The following is a 23,135-nucleotide window of genomic DNA, read 5'->3' as shown; positions in this document are numbered from 1 at the left end:
GTGGGATGTCTTGTCGGCCAGGACGACGTCGGGCCTGGTACGGGGACGCCCCCAGCGGCGGGGAACGCGCGCCTTGGCCATCACGTCCGCGAAGACGGGTGCGTCGCCGGCCTGTCCGGCGGTCAGCACGAAGGCCAGCGGCCGGCAGTCACCGTCGGCTGCGAGATGGATCTTCGTGGTCAGTCCGCCGCGAGACCGGCCGATGGCGTGGTCGTCCGGCTCGCCGACCGGGGCCCGTCGACGGCCCACATCCGCAGCCGGTTGTAGACGCCCCGCCAGTTGCCGTATTTCTCCGGCAGGTGAACCCACTGCGATCCGGTCTGGAACTTCCAGACGATCGCATCGATCACCTCCCGGTGGTCCCGCCACCGGCCACCCCGCTTCGGCGTCCGGTCCGGGAGCAACGGCTCAATCCGCGCCCACTGCGCGTCAGTCAACGGCACACCCGGACCAACGACCGGCTGATCCAAACGAAACCGCCCAGTGCTTCCCGGAGGGGACCGGGCGGCCGAAGGGTGTGAGTCGCGGGCGAACATGCCGAGCGAGGTCACACTCACGAACGCGATCTCGTGCGACGCGCAGCCGAGGAGTTCCGCAGCGTCCACGCCGTCTCCCCTGCCGCCGCGCCCAAGGCCCCCCAGCCCTGGCCGGGGGTCTGCGTCGCCGACCGGATCAGCCCCTCGTGCACCGCGGCCGACACCGGGTCGAACAGCGCGAAGCCAGGCATGAACGGGCGGGTCGCAGCAAACGCTCGCCTTCGTGTTGGAGTCGAGACACGGGACCGCGCCGTCCCGGAAACCTTCAGCCACCGGGCGGCCGAGGCCCCGCCCGCGCTCCGGCAACCGTGGCGATGGCGAGGACCGGCTGGGCTTCGAACTCCGACACGTCAGACCGTTCGGGAGGCGATGAGGGCAGCCAGGGCGGTGACGGTGGGGTGGTCGAAGAGGTCACGGGCCGCGACCCGGGCCGGGGCCACACGATTGATCCGGGCCGCCACCTGGGCGGCCAGCAAGGAGTGGCCACCGACGGCGAAGAAGTTCTCGTCGTCGGTGAAGTCTCCATGACCGAGCACCTGTTCCCAGACGCTGCGGATCTGCTCACGTTGCGGACTCATCGGAACTCTCCCCCTGGATCGGAGCCGGATTCGGTGTGGCCTGCGTCATATTCACCGCCGCCGGACACACGTGACATCTCACGTGTGACATTTTACTACGCGGAGGTAGCGGATGCTTGATGCACAACAACGGGGCGGCGGGATCGCCCTGACCCAGCAACAGGAAACCGTATGGAAAGCCCAGTTGATGGCTCCGGCCAGCGACTCCTACCACATCCCCCTGGCCTTCCGCCTGGCCGGTCGGATCGATCCATCCGCACTCGACCTGGCGCTGCGGCGGGTGGTCGAGCGCCACCCCGTCCTGCGCGTGACCATCTCCGACAGCCCCGGCGGCGGGCCCCGGCAGCACCCCGGGCCGCCGCCGCAGTCCGTGCTCGTCGTACACGACACCGAGCGGGAGCAGGCCGGGCAGTTGCTGGCGGAGGCCGCCCGCCGCCCGTTCGGCCAGGCCGCGCCCCTGAGAATGGCGGCGGAGCTGTTCCGGTGGGCGGCCGACGAGGCCCTGCTGCTCCTGGTCTTCGACCACGTCGCCGTTGACGCTCCCTCGGTGGCACAGCTGTTACACGAGCTGTCCCAGGACTGCGCGCAGCTTGCCGACGGTCGGCAACTGGACGAAGTCGTCGCGGAGGAGGGCTACTTCGCGTATGCGCGGGACCAGCAGGAACGTTTCTCCAAGCCCGACGCCGAGACGGCGGCAGGGGCGGCGTTCTGGGCGGAGCGGACCGCGCGGCTGGAGGGCGGCCCGGATCCGGTTCGCCGGCCCGGCGAACTCGGCATCCCCGCGGCGGAGCTGGCGATCACACTGCCGTACGGGCTGACGGCGGCCGCAGTGGCGGTCGGCGGCTCGCTCTTCACCGTGCTGATGGCCGCCTACTGCCTGACGCTCAGGCACCTCAGCCTGGAGCGCGATGTCCTGGTGGCGTATCCGGCCATTGACCTGCGGCGCGCCGAGTACGAGGGCGCGGTCGGCCTCTTCACCGACGGGCTGTTCCTCCGCGCGCCGGACCCGGCCGGGCTCGCTCTCAGCGGTTACACCGCCAAGGTCCGCGAGGACCTGCTGGCCGGCTTCGAGCACCAGGGAGCACCGCTGGCGGCCATGTACCACGGTCTGCGCGCCGCCCCCTCCTCCGCGTGGGCGATGCTGTCACTGCACGACCAGGGCGCGGAGGAGTTGGCGCTGCCCGGAGCCACCGTGCGGCGGGTGCCCGTCTACCCCCGGGCGGGCAAGACGGATCTACTGCTGGCGGTCGAAGTCGCCGGCGAGACGGCCACGGCCCGGCTGCAGTACAACACCGACCGCTACGACGAGACCGCGGCGCGGGGGTTCGCCGCGGCTTACCAGTCGGTCCTCGGCGCGCTCACCGGCCTCGCGCGTGGTGCCGACCCGCCGGCCGTCGAGGTGCCGTTGGTGCCGGACGGGCACCAGGCGCAGACGCTCGCCCAGGCCCGCGGGCCCGCGCAGCCCGCCTTCGTGCCGGTCTCCCGGTTGTTTCTGGAGCAGGTGCGCCGGACGCCGGACCAGGTGGCGGTGCTCGCCGCCGGGGAACAGCTGAGCTACCACGAGCTGGAGCGGGCTTCGGGCGTGCTGGCCGCCCGGCTGGGCGAACTCGGCCTTGCGCGTGGCAGCACGGTCGCGCTGCTGCTGCCGCGCTCCGTTCAGTACGTCGTGGCGGCACTCGGTGTGCTGCGCGGCGGGCACGCTTTCCTTCCCGTCGATCCAGAACTCCCGCTCGCACGACGGGGTTTCGTGCTCTCCGACGCAGGAGCGGCGGCCGTCGTCGTGGCTACGCGGGCCGACGCCGCGGAGCTCCCGGTGGGGGTGCCGGTGGTGGAGCTGGACGATCCGGCGTCCTCCGCCCCGGCCGATCACACTTCGCGGACGGACCGCGGGCCGCTCGACGAGGACGAGCCCCTTGCGGCGGACCCCGCGTACGTGATCACCACCTCCGGCAGTACCGGCCTGCCGAAGTGCGTCCAGGTCCCGCACGGGGCGCTGGCCAACAATCTCCGCTGGAAGGTGGAGCGGTTCGGGTTCACCGCCCGGGACAGGTTCTACTTCAAGACGCCTCCGGTCTTCGATGCCTCGGTCTGGGAGTTCCTCACACCGCTGACGGTGGGTGCCTCCGTCGTCGTGGCACCGGCTTGGGCGCACCGCGATCCGTCCGCCCTGGCTGTGGAGGTCGAGGCGCGGGGCGTGAGTGTCGTCCAGTTCGTCCCGACGCTCCTCAAGGCATTGCTTGCGGAGCCCCGGCCGTCGTCGGGCTCGGTGCGGTGGGTGTTCTGCGGCGGGGAGGCGCTGGACGCCGCCGTGGCCGCCCGCGCCGTCCGATACTTCGAAGCGCCGGTGGTCAACCTCTACGGGCCGGCCGAGGCGGCCATCGACGTCACCTCGTTCACGTACCAGGAGGAGGTCGCCTACGGCGGCCCGCACGCAGGCCGGGTGCCGATCGGGCAGCCGGCCGCCGGTGCGGAAGTCCATGTCCTGGGCCGGGGCGGCCAGTTGATCCCGGCGGGGTTTCCAGGCGAGCTGTACATCGGGGGTGTTCCGCTCGCGCTCGGCTACCTGAACCGCCGGGAGCTGACCGAGGAGCGTTTCGTCCGCCACGCCTTCGATACCGACCCGGGCGCGAGGCTCTACCGCACCGGCGACCTGGCCTTGCGTACCTCGAACGGGACACTGGTGTTCCTGGGCCGCCAGGACGGGCAGGTCAAGGTCCGCGGTATCCGGGTCGAACTCGACGAGGTCCGATCGCTGGCGCTCGAGCACACCGAAGTCCGGGACGCGGTCGCCGTGCTCGTCCCGGGCCGCGAGGAGGAGCTGCTCGCGCTGTACTTCCTGGGCCGGGAGCCGGACACCGGGGTCCGGCTCCGTGCCCATCTCGCGCAGCACCTGCCCGCCGCGCTGCAGCCCAGCCACCTCGTCGCCCTGGACGCGTTCCCACTGACCGGCAGCGGCAAGGTGGACGCGCGGGCGCTTCCCGCGCCGCCTCCGCTCGCCCCCGCCGCCCCCGCCGAGCTGCCGCGGACCGAGCTGGAGCGCCGGATAGCGGCGCTGTGGGCGCAGCTGCTCGGCTGTCCCCCGGAACGGGTGCCCCGGGACGTCAGTTTCTTCGAGTCGGGCGGTACCTCGCTGACGCTCATCCGCCTGCACGGCATGCTCCGCGCGGAGTTCGGCACCCCGGTGCCGGTCACCGCCCTGTTCGCCTTCCCCACGGTCGCCGCGATCGCGCGCGCGCTGAAGACCCCTGACGAGTACGGAGAATCATCATGAGTGAACGGCCGGACGAGTCGGCGGTCGCGATCGTCGGCATGGCCTGCCGGTTCCCGGGCGCCCGGAACCTGGAGGAGTACCGGAGCCTGCTGCTGCGTGCGCAGAGCGCCGTGCGGTGCTTCGACACCGAGGCAGGCGGGGACGATCCGCGCCATGTGCCAGCAGGCGGGGAACTGGACGATGTGGACCTCTTCGACGCGGAGTACTTCGGCATCGCCCCGGCCGACGCCGCCGCCATGGATCCGCAACAACGTCTGCTCCTCCAGGAGGCCGTGCACGCCCTGGAGCACGCCGGACGGGGCGCCCACGCGCCGCTCGACCGGGTCGGAGTGTTCTGCGGCAGCGGGGACAACCGCTACGGTGCGCTGATCGAGGCGGACGGCAGCCGACTGCCGATGGGCTCGTCCGCTGCGGCGCTGCCGCTGCGTGTCTCCTACCACCTCGGGCTGCGGGGGCCGAGCGTCTTCGTGGCCAGCCTCTGTTCGACCGCGCTCACCGCCGTGCACCTGGCTCGGCGCAGTCTGCTGGCCGGTGACTGCGACCTGGCCCTGGCCGGTGCGGTGTCGGTCGGGCTCCCCCACGAGCGCGGCTACCTGGCCGTCGACGGCGGGGTGCTGTCGGCGAGCGGGGTGTGCCGTCCCTTCGACCGGGACGCCGACGGGACGGTGCCGGGCAGCGGCGTGGGTGTGGTGGTGCTCAGGCGGCTGGCCGACGCGTTGTGTGACGGGGACACCGTCCACGCCGTGGTGCGCGGCTCGGCGCTGAACAACGACGGCGGCGACCGGATGAGCTTCGCCGCCCCCACCGTCACCGGACAGCGTGACGTCCTGCTGTCGGCCTGGGCCGACGCCGGCGTCCCCCCGGACACCATCGGCTACATCGAGGCCCACGGCACCGGGACGCCGCTCGGTGACCCGGTCGAACTCGCCGCGCTGGTGGCCGCGAGGAAGCGGCTCGGTGTGACCTCGCCCTGCGCGGTCGGCAGCGTCAAGTCCTCGCTCGGCCACCTGGACGCGGCCGCGGGCATGGCCGGGCTCATCAAGGCCGTCCTGGCGGTGCGGGACGGGACGATCCCCGGCACGGTGGGCCACCGGGAGCTCAATCCGGCGATCGATCTCGACGGCAGCGGGCTGCGTGTGGCGGTGGACACCGCCCCGTGGCCCGCGGCGGACGGTCCCCGGCGGGCGGGCGTGACGGCGCTCGGGGTGGGTGGAACCAACGCGCACGCCGTGCTGGAGCAGCCGTCGGCTGTCCCGGTGCCGGCGGGCGGCAGCGGGCAGCCGCAGGTGTTCCCGGTATCCGCCCGCTCGTCCTGGTCCTTCGACCGCTCGCGTGCCGCGCTCGTCGAGCTGCTTCCCGGTCTCGACGGCGATCCGGCAGCGGCGACCCGGTTGGCACGCTCGCTGCAGGACGGCCGGCCCCCGGGCCCGCTGCGCCGGGCCTGGGTGGCCGCCGACACGGCCGAACTCGCCACGGCCATCGGGGCGGACTCCGGAGAGCCGGCGGCCGGCCCGCTGGTCCTCGGGCTGGAGGCCGGGCCCTGCTCCGGCAGCGGGCGGTCCGCGGCCGGGACGGACGAGGTGCTGTCGTACTTCGACGGCCCGCTGGCCCTGCTCGACACCCTCGGCGGGCTCGGTGTGGCGCCGGACGCGCTCGCGGTCTGCGGGATCGGTGAGTTCGCGGCGTTCGCCTTCGCCGGCGCGATGGACGCGCAGAGTGCGCGGCGGTACGCGGAATACCACGCCACCGCCGTGCTCGCCGCCCAGACTGGCGGCGACCTCAGCGCCTGCGAGCGTGCTCTGGCCGCCTTGGACAGGGAGCTGACGTCCGCCGGCGGGCTCCGCGCGCTGAACGTGGAGATCCGTTCGGTGACTCTGGGCGTGGTTCTGCGGGCCGGCGACGTGCCCCCGGCAGCCCACCTGTTGGAGGTCTCGCGGGCGGCCGTGCTGGGCGGCGGTGCCGCCGCCCTCCCGCCGGAAGCCTGTGCGGTGACTCCGGCGGCCGGCGACCGCGCGCGGTTCCTCCATCTGGTGGCGCACTGCTGGGAGCGCGGTGCGGGCGTGCGGTGGACGGCGCTGCGGGAGCCGGACGGCCCCCCGCGGATGGCGATACCGCCGTACCCGTTCCAACCGACGCGGCACTGGCACCCGGCCGTCCCCGTCCGGGCGTTGCCCGTCGCGACAGGTGACGCCGCGGCCGGCGAAACCGCGGCCGCCGACCCGGGCTCGCGCCGGGTCCGTGGTGCGACCACGGTCGAGACGGTGATGGCGATCTGGTGCGAGGTCCTGGGCCTGCCCGAGGTCGGCTCCGACGACGACTTCTTCGTCCTGGGCGGTGACTCGATCCTGGCCGCCCAGGTGCTCTCCCGGATCCAGGAGGAGTTCGGCACCCGGATCCCGCTGGGCGATCTGCTGGACGCGCAGTCTCCGGTGGAGATGACCGCCCTGGTGGATACGGAGCTGGAGTCGTCCCGGCTGTACCGGACGCTGGTCGACGCCCCGGCGGAGGGCGTCGCTTGGGAAGAGGTGGAACTGTGACCGTGGTCGCCGTCCTGGAGGAGCTCTCCCGGCGGGGTGCCCGCCTCGCGCTGGAGGAGGGCCGGCTCACCCTCACCGCGCCCGAAGGCGCGCTGGACCCCGAGCTCACCGCACTGGTCCGGCGTCATCGTGCCGAAGTGGTCCAGTTCCTGCGGGAACGGGCGGAGGAGGAGACCCGTCGCACCACACGGATCAGACGGGTGGAGCGCGGCGGCCCGCTGCCGGCCACCTACTCCCAGCAGCGGCTCTGGCTGATCGAACAGCTCGGCACCGATCTCCCGGTCTACAACATGTACTTCACGACCGAGCTCATCGGACCGCTCGACGAGGAAGCCCTGCGCTGGGCCGCCGGGCAGCTGATGGCGCGGCACGAGGTGCTGCGGACCGCCCTGCGGGACTCCCCCGCCGGGCTGGTCCAGGAGATCTCGGCGCACTGCCCGACCCCGTACGCCGAGCACGACGCGCGGACCGACGCGCAGGCGGAGGCGCTGATCCGCCAGGTCACCGAGACCAGGTTCGACCTCGCCGTCGCGCCGCTGATCCGCTTCGACCTGATCCGGTGCGCGCCCGAGCGGAGGATCCTCGTGGTCACCCAGCACCACGTCATCTCCGACGGCTGGTCGACCGGTCTGATCCGCTCGGAGCTCTCCGAGCTGTACGCGGCCAGGGTCGCCGGGCGGCCGGCCGACCTGCCCGAACCCACCGTGCAGTACGCCGACTTCGCCGTCTGGGAACGGGAGTGGCTGGGGTCCGAACTGGCGGAGCGCCAGCGTGCCTTCTGGCGCGAGCAGTTGGCCGACCTGCCGCCGGTGCTCGACCTGGCGCCGGGCCGTACCAGGGAGGCCGTGCAGGGTTTTCGCGGCGACGCCCTGGACTTCCGCTTGGGCCCCAAGGCCGCCACGGCACTGGAACGGCTCTGCGCGTTCGCCGCCGCCACCCCGTACAGCGTCTTCATGGGGGTGTTCACGCTGCTGCTGGCCCGGATCTCCCGGACCGAGGACATCGCGGTGGGCAGTCCGCTGGCCAACCGTCCCTTCCCCGCGTTGGAGCGCACGCTCGGCCTGTTCTTCAACTCGATCACCGTCCGGACGGTGGTGCGGCCCGAGGAGAGCGTGCGGGACTATCTGGGCCGGGTGCGGCGAACGGCGTTCGACGCCTTCGCCCACCAGGACCTGCCGTTCGACCAGGTGGTCGAGGCAGTCGCGCCGGAGCGCAGCAGCTCGCACTCCCCCGTCTTCCAGAGCATCCTGATCTACCAGAGCTACCCCGACGGCGACCTCGACCTTCCCGGCATCCGGTCCGGGTCGGCGCCCGCTCCGGTGTACGCGGCGCAGTACGACCTCCAGCTGAAACTGCGCCAGGAGCCGGACGGGTTCCTCGGCCAGTTGCTCTTCAGCACCGCGCTCTTCGACCAGACGCAGGCCGAGCTGCTGGTCACCTGGTTCGAGCGGCTGCTGACGGCGATGGCCGAGCACCCGGACCGGCCGGTCGGTGAACTGCCGCTGACCAGCCCCGAGGAGGAGGCCCGCCAGACCCACTTCGACGCAGAGGCCGAGCTGCCGGTGGCGCAGCGGCCCGTTCACCGACTCGTCCTCGACCGGCTGGCCGAGGAGGGCGGCCGGCCCGTGGTGTCGTTTCGCGGGCGGTCTCTCACCGGTACTCAGCTGGCGGAGCGGGCCGCGGCCGTCGCGGCGGGGCTGCGGGCCGCGGGTCTGCGCCCGGGTGAGCGGGTGGGCCTACTGGTGCCGCGTTCACCGGACCTCGTCGTGGTCCTGCTCGGGGTACTGGCGGCCGGTCTGACGTACGTGCCGCTCAGCGGGACCGACCCGCAGGGCCGACTGGAGGGCATGCTGGCCGACGCGGGGTGCGCCGCCCTGATCACCGACGACCCGTACCGGCGGCTCTGCCCCGGCTTCGCCGGGCGCCGGCTCGCGCTGACCGATCTGGTCGCCTCGCCGGACCAAGCTGGCGGAACGGCACCGGCCCTCACGGGGCCCGGACCCGAGGACAGCGCCTACGTCATCTTCACGTCCGGCTCGACCGGACGGCCCAAGGGGGTCGAGGTCACCCATGGCAACCTCGCCAACCTCTTCACCGCCCTCGACCACGCCGTCGAGCTGCCCGCGGACGCCCGCTGGCTCGCCGTCACCGCCACCACGTTCGACATCGCCGTGGTGGAACTGCTCTGGACCCTGTCCCGGGGCGTGCCGGTGGTCCTGGCCGAGAGCGGTGAGACGCTGGCTCTCGCCGACCCGGACCAGGGCGCCGAGAGCGTGCCCGAGCTGATCGCCCGGACCGGGATCACCGCCCTGCAGGCCACCCCGACCCTGCTGCGCAGTGTGCTGCGTCTGCCGGGCGGCGACCAGGCGCTGGCCCGCCTCCGACTGCTGCTGTGCGGCGGCGAGCCGCTGGAGGCCGCACTGGCCGCGCGCCTGAAGGACCTCGGCATACCCCGGGTGCTCAACCTGTACGGGCCCACCGAGACCACGGTCTGGTCGACAGTCTGGGAGGTGCCGGAGCACCCGGCCGCAGTTCTGATCGGCCGGCCGCTGGCGAACACCCGGGTCCGCGTCCTGGACGCCGGGATGCGCCCGGTGCCGGACGGGATGTTCGGCGAGCTGGCGATCGCCGGGACGGGGTTGGCCAAGGGCTACCTGACGGACCCGGAGCTCACCGCCGCCCGCTTCGTCCGGGCCGCCGGCCAGGGGCGGCTGTACCGCACCGGCGACCTCGCCCGCAGACTGCCGGACGGCACGCTCGAACTGGCCGGCCGCCTCGACCACCAGGTGAAGGTCAACGGCTACCGCATCGAGCTCGCGGAGGTGGAGCGGGCCCTCGGCTCGCTCCCCGGGATCGCCGCCTGCGCGGTGGTCGTCCAGGAGGCCGGCGACGGCCGGGCCCTGGTCGCCCACTACGTCACCGGTGACGACCGCGACCGGCACCCTCACCAGCTGCGCTCGGCGCTCGGCGCCGTGCTGCCGGACCCGTACCTGCCGGCCGCTTTCAACCGGCTGCCAGAGCTGCCGACCACCAGCGGCGGCAAGACCGACCGGCGGGCGCTGCCAACGGTCGTCCTGACCGGTGGCACGGCATCCGGTCCGGCCGCGCCGCAGCCCGCGGACGAACTGGAGTCGACGCTGCTGGCTGCCTGGCGGCGCGTCCTCGACCGGCCGAAGACCACTCCTGACGACGACTTCTTCCAGGCCGGCGGCAACTCGATCCTGGTGGCCCGGTTGCTCACCGAGATCCGCGCCCACGTCACGGCCGAGGCGAGGATCGTCGATCTGTTCCGGTACCCGACCGTCCGCTCGTACGCCGCCCATCTGCGGGGCGGTACGGCGTCCCCGACGCAGCGGGACGGCGTCCCGGCGCCGGCCTCCGAGCGGGCGTTCGGTGCCCGCCGCCGCGAGCAGGTGCGCAAGCGCCGGCTGCGCGAACAGCCCGGCCGTGCCACGACGGACACCGCGCCGGACACCGCCCCGGGTCCGGCGACCGGCACCGCGCCCGGGCGGCAGCCGTGAGCCGGCCGACCACAGTCCCCGCCCGTCCCCTCACCCAGGAGCAGCCCGTGCCAGCCGATCTGCCCGATGACGACCTGCCGGCGATCGCCGTCACCGGGATCGCCTGCCGGTTCCCCGGCGCCGACTCGCCCGAGGAGTTCTGGGCTCTGCTTCGCGACGGACGGGACCTCTTCGAGGAGGTGCCGAAGGAGGAGCTGGGCCGCGCGGGTGCCCGGGAGCCGGCGCCCGGGGGGTCGTTCCATGTGCCCGTCCGCCGCCGGTTCGCCGACCCGGCGCTGTTCGATGCGGCTGCCTTCGGGATGACCCCGGCGGAAGCCCAGCTGACCGACCCGCAGCAGCGCATCCTGCTGGAGCTCGCCGTGCACGCCCTGCAGGACGCCGGGATCGACCGGGACCGCTTTCCGGGCCCGGTCGGCGTGGTGGTCGGCCTGAACCACTCCGACTACTTGCTGCGCAACGTGCTCGCCCACCCCGAGGTGGTCCGCACGCACGGCTGGCACCGGGTCCTGATGGGCAACGACCGGGGCTACACCGCCACGCAGATCTCCTACCGGCTCGGCCTGACCGGACCCAGTCTGGCAGTCGACTGCGGCTGCTCGGCGAGCCTGGTGGCCGTGCACCAGGCCGCCCGGATGCTGCTCGACTACGAGGCGGACGCGGTACTCGCGGGCGGTGCCGCGATCCGGCCGGACGATGTCGGCTACGAGTACACCCCGGGCGGGATCGTCTCGCCCGACGGTCGCTGCCGGCCGTTCTCGGCCGATGCCTCGGGGACGGTCTTCGCCAGCGGAGCCGGGCTGGTGGTCCTGCGGCGCCTGGACGACGCGCTGGCGGACGGGGACCGCGTACTGGCGGTGATCCGGGCCAGCGCGGTGAACAACGACGGTGCCCGCAAGAGCGGGTACACCGCGCCCAGCATCGCCGGCCAGGCCGAACTGATCGCCGGGGTGCACCGGTTCGCCGGTATCACCGCGGACCGGGTGGGCCACCTGGAGGCGCACGGGACCGCGACCCTGCTCGGAGACCCGATCGAGGTGGCCGCGCTGACCGAGGCCTTCCGCCGGACCACTACGGCCACCGGCTTCTGCGCCCTCGGCTCGGTGAAGTCCAACATCGGGCACCTGGATTCGGCGGCCGGCATCGCCGGACTGATCAAGACCGTCCTGCTGCTGCGGCACCGGGCCCTGCCGCCGTCGCTCGGCTGCGAGCGGACCAACCCGCACATCGACTTCGCATCGTCACCGTTCCGGGTCAATACCAAGCTGCGCTCCTGGGAGTCCGAAGCTCCCCGGATGGCCGGGGTGAGCGCGTTCGGCGTCGGCGGCACCAACGCGCACGTCCTGCTGGAGGAGGGCCCGGAAGCCCCCGCGCCTGTGGCCCCGGCTCCGGCTCCGGCCCGGCAACGCTTCGAACGCCGGCGGTACTGGCTGGAGGCCGGCACGCCGCAGGCAGAGGCAGGGCCGGGCGTACCGGATACGGCGGTGCCGAGCGGGCCCGTCCGGACCGAGGGGGCGCTGGAGATCTTCCGGACGGTCCTGGGGGTAGAGGACATCTCCCCGAAGGACGTCTCCCCGGAGGACGACCTGTACGTCCTGGGCGGCGACTCGCTGACGGCCCAGCGGATCATGGCGCTCGCCGCGGAACGGTGGGGGGTGGCCGTCCCGCTGGGTTCGTTCCTGGACGAGCCGACGCCCCAGCGATTGACCGAGCTGGCCAGGCTGGCCGAGTCGGGGCAGCCGGGCGAGCCGGCCGCCGAGGCACTTCCCGGGCCCGGCGGCGCCGACCATGAGCTGCTGCCGCTGACGGCCCTGCAGGAACGCTTCCTGTTCCTCGACGAGGTCCCTGGCGCGGCCGAGGCCCACCATGTGCCGGTCCTCACCGAGTTGCGCGGCCCGCTGGATGTCACCGCCTTGCAGGCGGCTCTCCAGGACGTGGTGGACCGGCATGACGGCCTGCGGCTGAGGTTCCACCGGTCGGAGCTGGAGCCGAGGTTCGAGATCCTGCCGGCGGCCGCGGTGGAGCTGCCCGTGCTGGCGGTCGAGGACGACGCGGCCCTGCGGCGCTCGGTGAACGAGGTCCTGTCGGTGGCGATCCCACTGGACCGGGCCCCCGCGTTGGTGGCCCGGCTGTTCCGCCGCTCGCCCGAGCGCCATGTGCTGGCGATCGCGGTGCACCACATCTGCGCGGACGCGCACTCCACCGGTCTGATCCTGCGGGACCTGTTCGCCCGTTACGAGCACCGCACGGGTGCCGGTACTCCCGAACTGCCGGTGCTGGACGGCTTGCTGGCCGAGCACGCCCGGGCCGAGGCCGCCTGGCTCGCCTCGGCCGAGGCCGACCGGCAGGCCGCGTTCTGGCGGGCCGAGCTCGCGGACCTCCCCGGTCCGCTCGCTCTGCCCGGGCATCGGCGCCCCGCCGAGCGCGGCTACCGCGGCGGCCTGGTGGAGTTCGTACTCCCCGAGGCGGTCTCCACGCAGGTCCGCGCGCTGGCCGAGCGCGCCCGGGTGACGCCGTTCACGGTCGTGCTCGCCGCGTTCTGCGCCCTCCTCGGCAGGCTCGGCGGGCAGACCGAGGTGGTGGTCGGCACCCCGGTCGCGGGCCGCCACGACCCACGGACCAGGGAGCTGGTCGGGAACTTCGTCAACACGCTGCCGCTGCGGGTGCGGATCGGCCCGGAGGACGACTTCCTCGCCCTGGTCGAGCACGTCTCGGGCCGGCTGCGAGCGGCTCTGGACCATCAGGACCTGCCCTTCGAGGTCCTGGCCAGGCGGATCGACCGGGCACCCGACCAGCGGGAAGCGCCGCTGATCGACGTGCTCTTCAACATGCTCAGTGCCGCCGCGTCGGAGGCTGATCCGCCCGCCGGGCTGACCGCGCACCCGGTGCCGTTCGCATACGCCGGCAGCCCGTACGAGCTGTCGCTGGACTGGTGGTTCGAGCCCGACGGGCGGATCGGCGGCCGGCTGCGCTACGACCGGGACCGGTTCGAGCTCGCGGCCGTCGAGGACTGGTCGGCTGTCTTCGCCCACCTGCTGGACAAGTTCACCACCGATCCCGCGCGGGCCGTCGACCGGGTCCCGGCCCTCCCCGCCACCGCGGTCACCCGGGCAGCGGCGGCCCTGCACGGCCCGGTGGTCGACGTACCGGACCTCCCCGTGCACGAGGTGTTCGCGGACCGGGCACGCCGTGAGCCGGACCGCCTGGCGGTCAGCGGGGGCGGTGTCGAGCTGACGTACGGCGGGCTCGCCGCGGTCTCGGCCGCTGTCGCCGGCCTGCTGGCCGGGTACGGGGTGCGGCCCGGGGACCGGGTCGGCCTCGCCCTGCCGAAGGGAGTGCCGGCGGTGGCCGCCCTGCTCGGTGTGGTGCGCGCGGGCGCCGTCGCCGTCCCGTTCGACCTGGCCCTGCCGACTGCCAGGCTGGCCGTGATGGCCGAGGACTGCGCACCGGTGGTGGTGCTGTGCGGGCATCCGGAGCAGGCCGGGTTCGCACCGGGTTCCGAGCCGGTCGTCCTGCCCACGCTGGCCGAGCTCCGCTCGCGCCCGGCGCCTGCCGTCCTTCCGGCGGTGCGCGGCGACGACCTCGTCTACCTCACCTTCACCAGCGGCAGCACCGGACGGCCGAAAGGGATCGCCTTCCCGCACCGGGCGCTGAGCAATCTGATCCACTGGGAGACCGAGGGTTTCGGTCGCGCGCTGCGCTGGCTGCAGTTCGCCTCGCTCGGCTTCGACGCGGCCTTCCATGAGATCTTCGCCGCGATCTGCGGCGGCGGATCGCTGCACGTCGCGGACGAGGAGACCCGCTTTGACCACGAGCTGCTGGCGTCCTTCGTCGCCGAGCACGGGGTGCAGAAGGCGATCTGGCCGGTCTCCCTGCTCAACTCGCTGGCCGCGGTTTTCCAGGACGACGCGGCGGCGTTCGGGTCGCTGCGGGAGGTCGCCGCGACCGGTGAGCAACTGCGGCTCGGCGAGGGCGTGGTCGCCTTCTTCGAGGCGCTGCCGGGCTGCCGGCTGGTGAACAACTACGGGCCCGCCGAGACCCATGTGGTCACCTCCTACCGTTTCCAGGGACCGCCGAGCAGCTGGCCGCGCTACGCGCCGATCGGTCGGCCGCTGCCGAACACCGTGCTGCGGCTGACCGACCCTGACGGGCGGGACGTGCCGTACGGGACGGTCGGCGAGCTGCGGATCGGCGGGGTCTGTGTCGCCGACGGCTACCTGGCGCAACCGGAGCTGACCGCCGAGCGTTTCGAGCGGGCCCACGGCATCCCGTTCTACCGCTCGGGCGACCGGGCGCGGCTGCTGCCCGGCGGCGATCTGGAGTTCTGCGGCCGGGACGACCAGCAGGTCAAGATCCGCGGCTACCGGGTCGAGCTGGCCGAGGTCGATCTCGCGGTCCGCCGGGTGCCCGGCGTGCGCGATGTGGCGCTGGTGGTGGCGGGCGAGGAGGGCGCGCGGCGGATCGACGCCTACCTGGTCGTCGACGACGGGCTGGCTGCGCGGCTGGAGCGGGTGCGCGAGCAGTTGCTCGCCGAGCTGCCGCACGCGATGGTCCCGTCCACCTTCACCCTGCTCGACGCCCTGCCGGTCAACGCCAACGGCAAGGTGGTGCCCGCGCTCCTGCCGCCGCCCGGCCGCACCGCCGTGCCCCTGGCCGCGCCACCGGAGAGTCCGCCCGCCGAGGCGCCCGCCGCACCGGCCCCGGGCGCGGCCGCGGATCCGACAGGCGAGGTGCTCGCGGTGTTCCGCCGGGTGCTCGACCGGCCGGAACTCCACCCGGACGAGGACTTCTTCGCCGCCGGCGGCCACTCGCTACTCGCCGCCCGGGTGCTGTACGGGCTCCGGGACCGCTTCGCCGCGCAGCTCACCGTCGCGGAGTTCTACCGCTGCCGCACAGCCGGGCAGGTGGCCCGGCTGCTGACCGGACGCAAGCCCGGCGGTCCCCACGACGGCGGACGGCTCCAAGAGCTGCCGGCCGGCGGGCCGCCGCCCGTTCTGCCGCCCGGGCTGCGCCACCTCGCCCACCCAGGGGCGGCAGCGGGGAGCAAGACCTTCGTCCTGGAACTCGCCACCCGGCCTGAGCCCCGGCGGCTGCGCCTCGCGCTGGAAGCGGTCCTGCGGCGCCACCCGGCGCTTCGCCTCTGCGCCGAACCCGACGGCACCGGACTGCGGTCGCGCCCGCTGGGCGATCTCGACCTCTCGGTCGCCGAAGTGACGCCCGGGCAGTCCGTCGAGCCCGCGGACCGCCCGGCCTGGCTGCACCGCTCGGCGCAGGCCCGCGTGCCCGACCCGCGCAGGGATCCGCTGCTGCGGCTGATGCTCGCCACGCCGCAGGACGGGCCCGCGCTCCTGGCCCTGACCGTGCACCCGCTGGCACTGGACGGCCTCGGGCTGCTGAGCCTGTGCCATGACCTGTCCACCGCCTATCAAGACCCGGGCTCCCTCGGGCCGGAAGACCAGGGGTTCCTGCGGCAGCTGACCTGGCGTCACGAGCTGGCCGGCACCGCGCCGGCCAAGCACGCCGCCGAGGTGTGGCGCAGCCTGCTGGGCGACCCGGCCCGGTGGCCGGCCGGCTTCGCACGGGGTTCGAGCGGGACTCACGCCGACGCCGGGGCCGAGGCCGTCGGCGGGGCCACCGAGTCCCAGTGGGCGCCGCGGCCCGAACTGCACGCCGCGATCCGGTCGGCCTGCGCCCGGGACGGGATCGCGCCGTACGCCGTCCAGCTCACCGCCTTCGCCATCGCCGCGGCCGTGGCCGAGAAGGGCGAGCTGCGGATCGCCCTGCCGTGGGACGGCCGGGCCGACGCCGGTCTGGAGACTTCCGTGGGTGCCTTCGCCGACGTCGTGCCCCTGCCCGTCGCGATCCGCCCCGGGCAGCCGGTCGGTGCCGTGCTGTCGGCCGTCCGCGCCACCCTCGACCGGATCGAGCGCGTCCGCCCAGTGCCGTACGCGGACCTGGCGGCCGCGGATCCGGCGCTGGGCTGTGACCCGGACGTGGTGTTCGGCTACGCCTGGGACGACGGTGAGGACGTCACCTTCGGCGGGAGGGCAGCGCGTTGGGTGGGACCCGAGCTGCTCCAGCCGGGTGTGCGCGTGCACTTCTCGGTCGTGGACGGCACCGACGGGTTCCGGGTGTACGCCCGGTCCCGGGCCGACGGCCCCGGCGCGGCGGCACTGCTTGCGGCCTACCGGGCCGCTCTCTACGCGCTGGTGTTCGATCCGCAGGCCCGGGTCGACGGCCGCCCGGACACCGACGGCACGAGTGAGGACGTATGAGGTCCAGCCTGTTCCTCTTCGCTACCGGAGACGACTCCGACGAGCAGTACCGGCTGCTCATCGAGGCGTCCCGGTTCGCCGACGCGGAGGGGTTCTCGGCCGTCTGGACACCGGAGCGGCACTTCCATCCGTTCGGTGCGGGGCGGCCGCGTGGTGCCGCCGCTGCACGATCCGCTTCGGGTCGCGGAGGAATGGGCCGTGGTGGACCGGCTCTCCGGCGGTCGGGCCGAGGGGTCGCCTGCGGCTGGAATCCGCAGGACCTCGTCCTCGCGCGGGAGAGCTTCGCCGAGGCCGAGGAGGAGATGCGCCGGGGGATCGACGAGGTGCTCCGACTCTGGTCCGGTGCCGCCGTCGAGCGCACCGGCACCGCTGGGCGCCGCCATCCCGTCCGGACCTACCCGACGCCTCGGCGCGGCAGGCTGCCCCTGTGGATCACGGCGGCGGGCTCGCCGCAGACGTATGCACTGGCCGGGGAGCCGGGTGCCGGGGTGCTGACCCATCTGCTCGGTCAGTCGCTGGACCAACTGGAGGAGAATCCGGCCGGGTACACCGACGCCCTGACCGCGCACGGCCACGGCATCGAGCGGGAACGGGTCTGCGTCATGGTGCACACCCACGCAACTCCGCTGGTCGAATCGCTGGCCGCGATCGGGTTGACGAGATCGGCTGTCTCATCGACTTCGGCATCGACACCGGCATCGGCATCGGCATCGGCACCGACGAGGTCCTGCACGGCCTCCAGCCCCTGGCCGAGTTGAACCGCCGATGCACCGAGGTGTGAGCGCCCCCGGGTCCGGGCCGGTGCCAAGGGGACCGCGGCAGCTGCTGATCCTGCACCACGCGGGCGGCTCGGCCGGGCCGTACCAGCGGCTCGTCCGGGCGCTCGGTGCCCGCGGCCGGGACGCTGTCGCGGTCGATCTGCCGGGCCGCGGCCGCGGCGCCGGAGAGCCTCCTTGCCGCAGCATGGCCGAGGCCGTGGCCTATCTGGTCGAGGTGGTGACGCGGGACTTCGCACCTGGCTGCGCGCTCTTCGGCCACAGCATGGGCGGACTGGTCGTCTTCGAAACTGCCCGGGAGCTGGAACGCCTCGGCCGTCCGGCCGGCTGGGTGGGCGTCTCGGGCTGCCTCTCCCCCGCCGCCGCGGCCACCCGCCCCGTGGCGGCTCGGCACCTGTGGGGCGACGACCGGCTCACGGAGTATGTGCGCGAGCTCGGCGGCACCCCGGAGGAGGCCCTGCGGAACCCGGAGCTGCGCGCCTACCTGCTCGGCGTCCTGCGGGCCGACCTCGCCGTGGTCGACGGCCACCGGGCCATCGCCGGCGCTCAGCTGCGTGTGACCCCCGCCGCGGTCTTCTGTGGCCTGGCCGACCCGGTGGCCTCGCCGGACGGCTGGTGCGGGGCGTTCCGGCAGCCGATGACCATCCACACCTTCGCGGGCGGCCATTTCTACCTCTTCGGCCAGATCGATGAGGTGGCCGATCGCATCGACGCGGAGCTCAAGGCAAGGCCCACGGGTTGGATATTCACGAAGATCGGACGGGAGCAGTTTTAGTGACAACGAAGAACGGGCGGCCGACAGCGGCAGCACAGATCAGGCAGGTCGCCGCAGCCGCACTGCCGCTCTACCTGTCGATGATCTCGGCCTCGGCGGGCGCTTTGGTGGACACCGCCGTCCTGGGCCACCACAAGACCGCGGCACTGGCGGGTCTCGCCGTCACCATGGCCGTCTTCGGCCCGGCCACCGCGGCGATCGCCGGCGCGCAGCGCGGCGTGATGCCCTTCGTGACGGAGCACCAGGACGAGCCGGCGCAGCTCGTCTCAGTTCTGCGCAACGGGATGTGGCTGGCCGTTGCCACCGGTGGTCTGGGCGCCCTCTCGGTGGCGGCGGTGCCGTGGATCGGCCGGATCGGGGGCGTGCCGGACGCGACACTCGATCAGCTCGGCCTGTTCCCGGTCCTGCTGGCGGCAGCCACCTTGTTGACCGCGGTGTCGACCACGGCGGGCTCCGCCCTGATCGGGCTGGGTCGAGGCCGCCTGGTGATGCGCTCCGGACTCGCTGGCACGGGGGCTGCCGTCGTGCTGTCGCTGCTTCTGGTCGGCGGACCCGGTCCGCTGCCCTCCCTCGGCCTGGCGGGCGCCGGGATCGCGATGCTGACTGCCAGTGCGATCAGCGCCGTCGTCGCGCAGATCGGGCTCCGGCGGTCTCCGCAACTGGCAGGGCACTCCCTGAGGTTGGGGCGCCCGCAGCCGGCGGAGGTGATCGCTCTGGCGCGGGTCGGCATTCCGCTGGCCGCCACCGTGCTGATCAAGTTCGCGGTCCTGGGCGTACTGGCCTTCTCGGCCGCCCGGATCAGCACGGAGGCGGCTGCCGTGCACAGCGTCGCGGTGTCGCTGGTGAACCTGATGTTCACCGCGGCGGTGGCGGTCGGGCAGGCGGTCGTGCCGGTGGTGGCGGAGCGGCTGAAGGAGCAGGACCTGGCGGGTGTGCGGGCCGGGGCACTGTCCGGGCTGGTCGTCGCCGCCGGGGCGGTGCTGTTGCTCGGCGGGCTGCTCTCGGTGGCCCGCGGGCCCGTGCTGGCGGTGTTCAGTACGGACCCCGAAGTGCGGGACGGCTTGGTGGACCTGCTGCCGCTCGTGTTGGCGACGACCCTGGCGGACGCATTCCAGGCCCTGTTCGGCTTCGGGCTGATCGGTGTCCGGCGGACCCTGCCGAGCATGCTCTGCTTCGCGGCCTGCTACGGCGTGCTGGCCCTCCTGGCCGGACCGGCGGCGGCCGGCGGCGGCCTCACCGCGCTCTGGGGCACGCTGGCCGTGGTCAACGTGGTCCTGATCGCGGCCCAGGGCTGGTGCTTCCGACGTTACAGCGCCCGGGCGGTCGCGGCTCCCGTGCCGGTCTGACCCATCCGCTCGTCCGCCCTCGGTCCGCCCTGTCCATGGGGGCGGTCCGGGGGCGTCCGGCCTTGTGCGCAATGGGGTGCGCGCCGGTTCTCAGTGCGCGGGCGCCGACCGGTCCGGGGCGGGCCGGTCGGCGAGCTCCACCGCCCCGATGGGCGTGTCCGGCTGCTCCACCGAAGCCCGCAGCAGAGCGAGCAGGCCATCCGCCAGCCAACGGGCCGTCGCCTCTTCGAAGAGGTCGGCTGCGTACTCGATCCCACCCGTGATGCCGCCCAGGCCGCCACTGCCGCTCCCCGGGTGTTCGGTCAGGGTGAACGTCAGGTCGAACTTGGCGGTGTCCGTCGCCAGTTCGCGATGCCGTATCGTCAGGCCCGGCACCCCGGGAAGCCGCGGCGGCTCGACCTGGAACGCGAGCAGGACCTGGAAGAGCGGGTGGTGGGCCCTGGACCTGGGCGGCGCCACGGCCTCCACCACCTCGTCGAACGGCGTCTCCTGGCGGGCGAGGAACTCCAGATCCGCCTCCCGGACCCGGGCCAGCAGCTCGGCCGTCGACGGGTTGCCGGAGGTGTCAGAGCGCAGCACCAGGGTGTTGACGAAGAAGCCGACCAGGTCCTCCAACACACTGTCGGGGCGGCCGACGACCACCGTGCCGATCGTGACGTCGGTGCCGGCCCCCGCTCGGGTGAGTAGTGCGGCCAGAGCCGCGTGCACGGTCATGAAGACGGTGCAGTTCCGTCGGCGGGCCAGCGCTGCCAGTCCCGCGTGCAGGGCGGGCGGGATCTCCAACGGCAGCCACCTGCCCGGCCCGTCCGCCGTCCTCCTCGGCCGGTCGGTGGGCAGGGCAGGGTCCGTCGGTGCTCCGGCCAGGGCCGTGCGCCAGAACTCGGCCCGCTCCCCGGCCCGGGCCGTCAGCAGTTCGCGTTGCCAGAGCACGTGGTCCGCGTACTGGACGGGCAGGGGCGCCCAGTCGGGAGCCGATCCGGCCAGCCTGGCCCGGTAGGCGGTCAGCAGGTCGCGCAGCAGCGGCCCGGTGGACCAGCCGTCGGCCGCGCTGTGGTGCAGGACGAGCAGGAGCGTCGAGCGTTGCGGACCGCCGGCCGCCGCAGTGCGCCACAGCGAGGCCCGTACCGGGAGGTCGGCCGCGAGGTCGAAGACCTCCCGCGCGGCCTGTCGCAGGTGCCCGTCGAGCGCCGCTGGCGTGGCCTGGTGCTCGGGCAGCTCCAGGTGGACATCCGCGGCCGGCACCACGTGCTGGTACGGAACTCCGTCATCATCCGGGAGCAGGGTGCGCAGGGCTTCGTGCCGGGTCACCACATCGACGAGCGCGGCCCGCAGAGCAGCGGCTTCGAGCGGCCCGGTGAACTCCACGGCCAGTGGCAGGTTGTAGCGGGGATTTGGCCCCTCCAGCAGGTCGATGAACCAGAGCCGTTGCTGGGTGTGGGAGAGCGGGGTCCGGGCCGGGCGGCGGGCGGGCCGCAGTGCCGGGCGGGCCGACCCACCGGCCTGCGCGTGCTCCAAAGAGGCCAACCGCTCGGCGAGGCCGGCCACGGTCGGGGCGGCGAAGACGTCCCGCACGGTGAGCTCGGCGGTGAAGAGCGCGCCGAGGCGTCCGATGAGCCGCACCGCGAGCAGGGAATTGCCGCCCAGGTCGAAGAAGCTGTCGTCGGCGCCGACCTGCTCGGTCTCCAGTACCTGCGCGAACAGCCCGGCCAGCGCCTGCTCGACGGGGCCCTCGGCGGCGCGTCGTCCCGTGCGCGGGGTGAACTCGGGTGCGGCCAGCGCGTTGCGGTCCAGCTTGCCGCTCGGGGTCATCGGGAGCCGGTCCAGCCACACGATCGCGGCGGGGACCATGTAGGCGGGCAGCGCACGCTCGGCCGACTCCCGCACACGTGCCGTGTCGCCGTCCCCGGGCCCGGACCGGAGGAGTTCTCCGGTCCGGGGAGCGGGGACCAGGTAGGCGACCAGCCGGCGCCGCTCCGGGTCCGGCCCCTGGGCCACGACCGCCGCCTGACCCACCATCGGATCGCGCAGCAGGACGGCGGCGACCTCACCCGGTTCGATCCGGTGACCGCGGATCTTGATCTGGTCGTCGGCCCGCCCCCGGTACTCGATCGACCCGTCCGGGCGCAGCGTCGCGAGGTCCCCGGTGCGGTACATCCGGGCGCCCGGCGGGCCTGCCGGGTCGGCGGCGAAACGGGCGGAGGTCAAGCCGGGGCGGCGCAGGTAGCCGCGGGCCAGGGTGGGGCCGGTGAGGTACAGCTCGCCCTCGGCGCCTACCGGGGCCGGCCGCAGCTGGGCGTCGAGCACCCGGGCGCCGGTGCCCGGCAGCGGGGTGCCGATCGGCGGGGCGGTGGTCCCGGGTGCGACCTCGGCGGTCAGGGACCAGATGGTCGTCTCGGTCGGCCCGTAGAGGTTGGTGACTCGCGCCGCCACCGGCAGGAGTCGGTCGGCCAGCTCCCTGGGCAGGGCCTCGCCGCCCACCAGCGCCCGGACTCCCCGCAGCCGATCCGGGCGTACCGCCAGCAGCCCCTGCCACAGCGACGGGGTGGCTTGGACGACGTCGACGTCGGCGACCTGTACCAACTGCGCCAACGCGAGCGGGTCGCCGGCTTGTTCGGGGTCGGCGAGCACCACGGTGGCGCCGGCCAGCAGGGTGCCGAAAAGTTCGAGTCCCGCGATGTCGAAGGAGACGGTGGTCGCGGCGAGTACCCGGTCCGCAGCGGTGATACCCAGACGGGCCGTCAGCCCGGCGAGCGCGTGGCCGTACGCGCCGCGGCTGATGACGACGCCCTTGGGGCGGCCGGTCGATCCCGAGGTGTAGAGAACGTATGCCGCCTGGCCCGGCTCCACGGCGGGGGGCGTCCACGGCGAGGCGGCGTGCCCCGGCTCGGTAGGCGCGTCCGGCGCGTCCACCAGCAGGCTGGGCGCTCCGGTGAGCGCGATGCGACCGGCGGTCACGGAGTCCGTCAGGAGGAGGCACGGCGCCGCGTCCTGGATCATCAGGGCGACGCGCTCCGGGGGAAGACCAGGGTCGACCGGCAGGTACGCCGCCCCCGCCTTGAGCACGGCGAGGAGCGCGACCACCAAGGCGGGCCCGCGCGTCAGCGCCACCGCGACGAGCTGCTCCGGCCCCGCCCCTTCGCCCGCCAGCCGGGCGGCCAGGCGCTCCGCCCGTTCGTCGAGGTCGCGATAGGACAGAGCGTGCTCCAGGCCTGCGCGACTGTGCGTGAGCACGGCGGCTGCGTCCGGCCGTTGGGCCGCCCGGCGGGCGATCTCCTCGGCCACGTCGATAGTCAGGGAGACAACCGGGTGGGCGCTGGCGACGGTGGTGCGAGGTGTCTGCGTGCACCGGTCGACGGCTGCCATGGCCGCCTGCCAACCGAGCCCGGTCCGCAGGGCCTGCCAGCCGGGTGGCACCGCCAACTCGTCCGACCACAGCGAGTATTCGTCAAGGCTGTTGACGAGGATCGAGTACCGCCGTGTCGGGTCGTCGAAAGGGCTGAGCATGGAACCCGCCTTCTCACTG

The 23,135-nt window shown here is 73.7% G+C and carries 9 protein-coding genes and 1 pseudogene; 7 read left to right on the top strand and 3 right to left on the bottom strand.

The window, feature by feature from the left end; translation table 11 throughout:
- Window positions 1-9: 9 nt before the first annotated feature.
- Window positions 10-443, bottom strand: a pseudogene (locus ACQUSR_RS33935) (transposase); the annotation flags it as partial.
- Between the two features lie 443 nt (window positions 444-886).
- The gene (locus ACQUSR_RS33930; protein WP_431047264.1) at window positions 887-1,114 is read right to left on the bottom strand and encodes a phosphopantetheine-binding protein; all 228 of its coding nucleotides are present in this window, start codon (window positions 1,112-1,114) and stop codon (window positions 887-889) included.
- Between the two features lie 112 nt (window positions 1,115-1,226).
- On the opposite strand from ACQUSR_RS33930, the gene ACQUSR_RS33925 reads away from it, so the two are divergent.
- The 7 genes from ACQUSR_RS33925 to ACQUSR_RS33895 are packed head-to-tail and all read left to right on the top strand — an operon-like array spanning window position 1,227 to window position 19,612.
- On the top strand, window positions 1,227-4,385 hold the full coding sequence (locus ACQUSR_RS33925) for a non-ribosomal peptide synthetase (RefSeq protein WP_431047262.1): 3,159 nt from the start codon (window positions 1,227-1,229) through the stop codon (window positions 4,383-4,385).
- A complete protein-coding gene (locus ACQUSR_RS33920) occupies window positions 4,382-6,922 on the top strand; it encodes a beta-ketoacyl synthase N-terminal-like domain-containing protein (RefSeq protein WP_431047260.1) in 2,541 nt (846 codons plus the stop codon). The genes ACQUSR_RS33925 and ACQUSR_RS33920 overlap by 4 nt, the downstream gene beginning before the upstream one ends.
- Complete coding sequence (locus ACQUSR_RS33915) at window positions 6,919-10,443, top strand: amino acid adenylation domain-containing protein (RefSeq protein ID WP_431047258.1); 3,525 nt, start codon at window positions 6,919-6,921, stop codon at window positions 10,441-10,443. Before ACQUSR_RS33920 ends, ACQUSR_RS33915 begins: the two co-directional genes overlap by 4 nt.
- 47 nt (window positions 10,444-10,490) lie before the next feature.
- Complete coding sequence (locus ACQUSR_RS33910) at window positions 10,491-16,715, top strand: amino acid adenylation domain-containing protein (protein WP_431047256.1); 6,225 nt, start codon at window positions 10,491-10,493, stop codon at window positions 16,713-16,715.
- The gene (locus ACQUSR_RS33905; protein ID WP_431047254.1) at window positions 16,712-17,473 is read left to right on the top strand and encodes an LLM class flavin-dependent oxidoreductase; all 762 of its coding nucleotides are present in this window, start codon (window positions 16,712-16,714) and stop codon (window positions 17,471-17,473) included. Before ACQUSR_RS33910 ends, ACQUSR_RS33905 begins: the two co-directional genes overlap by 4 nt.
- Window positions 17,474-17,516: 43 nt before the next feature.
- Window positions 17,517-18,266: a thioesterase II family protein gene (locus ACQUSR_RS33900; RefSeq protein WP_431047252.1), complete on the top strand. Its 750-nt coding sequence runs from the start codon at window positions 17,517-17,519 to the stop codon at window positions 18,264-18,266.
- A complete protein-coding gene (locus tag ACQUSR_RS33895) occupies window positions 18,266-19,612 on the top strand; it encodes an MATE family efflux transporter (protein ID WP_431047250.1) in 1,347 nt (448 codons plus the stop codon). The genes ACQUSR_RS33900 and ACQUSR_RS33895 overlap by 1 nt, the downstream gene beginning before the upstream one ends.
- A 90-nt stretch (window positions 19,613-19,702) precedes the next feature.
- On the opposite strand, the gene ACQUSR_RS33890 is transcribed toward ACQUSR_RS33895, so the two are convergent.
- Entirely contained in the window at window positions 19,703-23,116 is a 3,414-nt protein-coding gene (locus ACQUSR_RS33890) for an amino acid adenylation domain-containing protein (RefSeq protein WP_431047248.1), read from the bottom strand.
- Window positions 23,117-23,135: the final 19 nt, after the last annotated feature.

The organism is Streptomyces sp. P1-3 (assembly GCF_050613155.1).
Lineage (GTDB): Bacteria > Actinomycetota > Actinomycetes > Streptomycetales > Streptomycetaceae > Streptomyces.
The sequence above is the reverse complement of the archived record's forward strand: the minus strand, read 5'-3'. Positions and strand labels throughout refer to the sequence as shown.

What these genes read in the sequence shown, in the direction of transcription:
- ACQUSR_RS33930 (WP_431047264.1), bottom strand. Translation starts at nt 1,114, where the DNA reads ATGAGTCCGCAACGTGAGCAGATCCGCAGCGTCTGGGAACAGGTGCTC.
- ACQUSR_RS33925 (WP_431047262.1), top strand. Translation starts at nt 1,227, where the DNA reads ATGCTTGATGCACAACAACGGGGCGGCGGGATCGCCCTGACCCAGCAA.
- ACQUSR_RS33920 (WP_431047260.1), top strand. Translation starts at nt 4,382, where the DNA reads ATGAGTGAACGGCCGGACGAGTCGGCGGTCGCGATCGTCGGCATGGCC.
- ACQUSR_RS33905 (WP_431047254.1), top strand. Translation starts at nt 16,712, where the DNA reads ATGAGGTCCAGCCTGTTCCTCTTCGCTACCGGAGACGACTCCGACGAG.
- ACQUSR_RS33890 (WP_431047248.1), bottom strand. Translation starts at nt 23,116, where the DNA reads ATGCTCAGCCCTTTCGACGACCCGACACGGCGGTACTCGATCCTCGTC.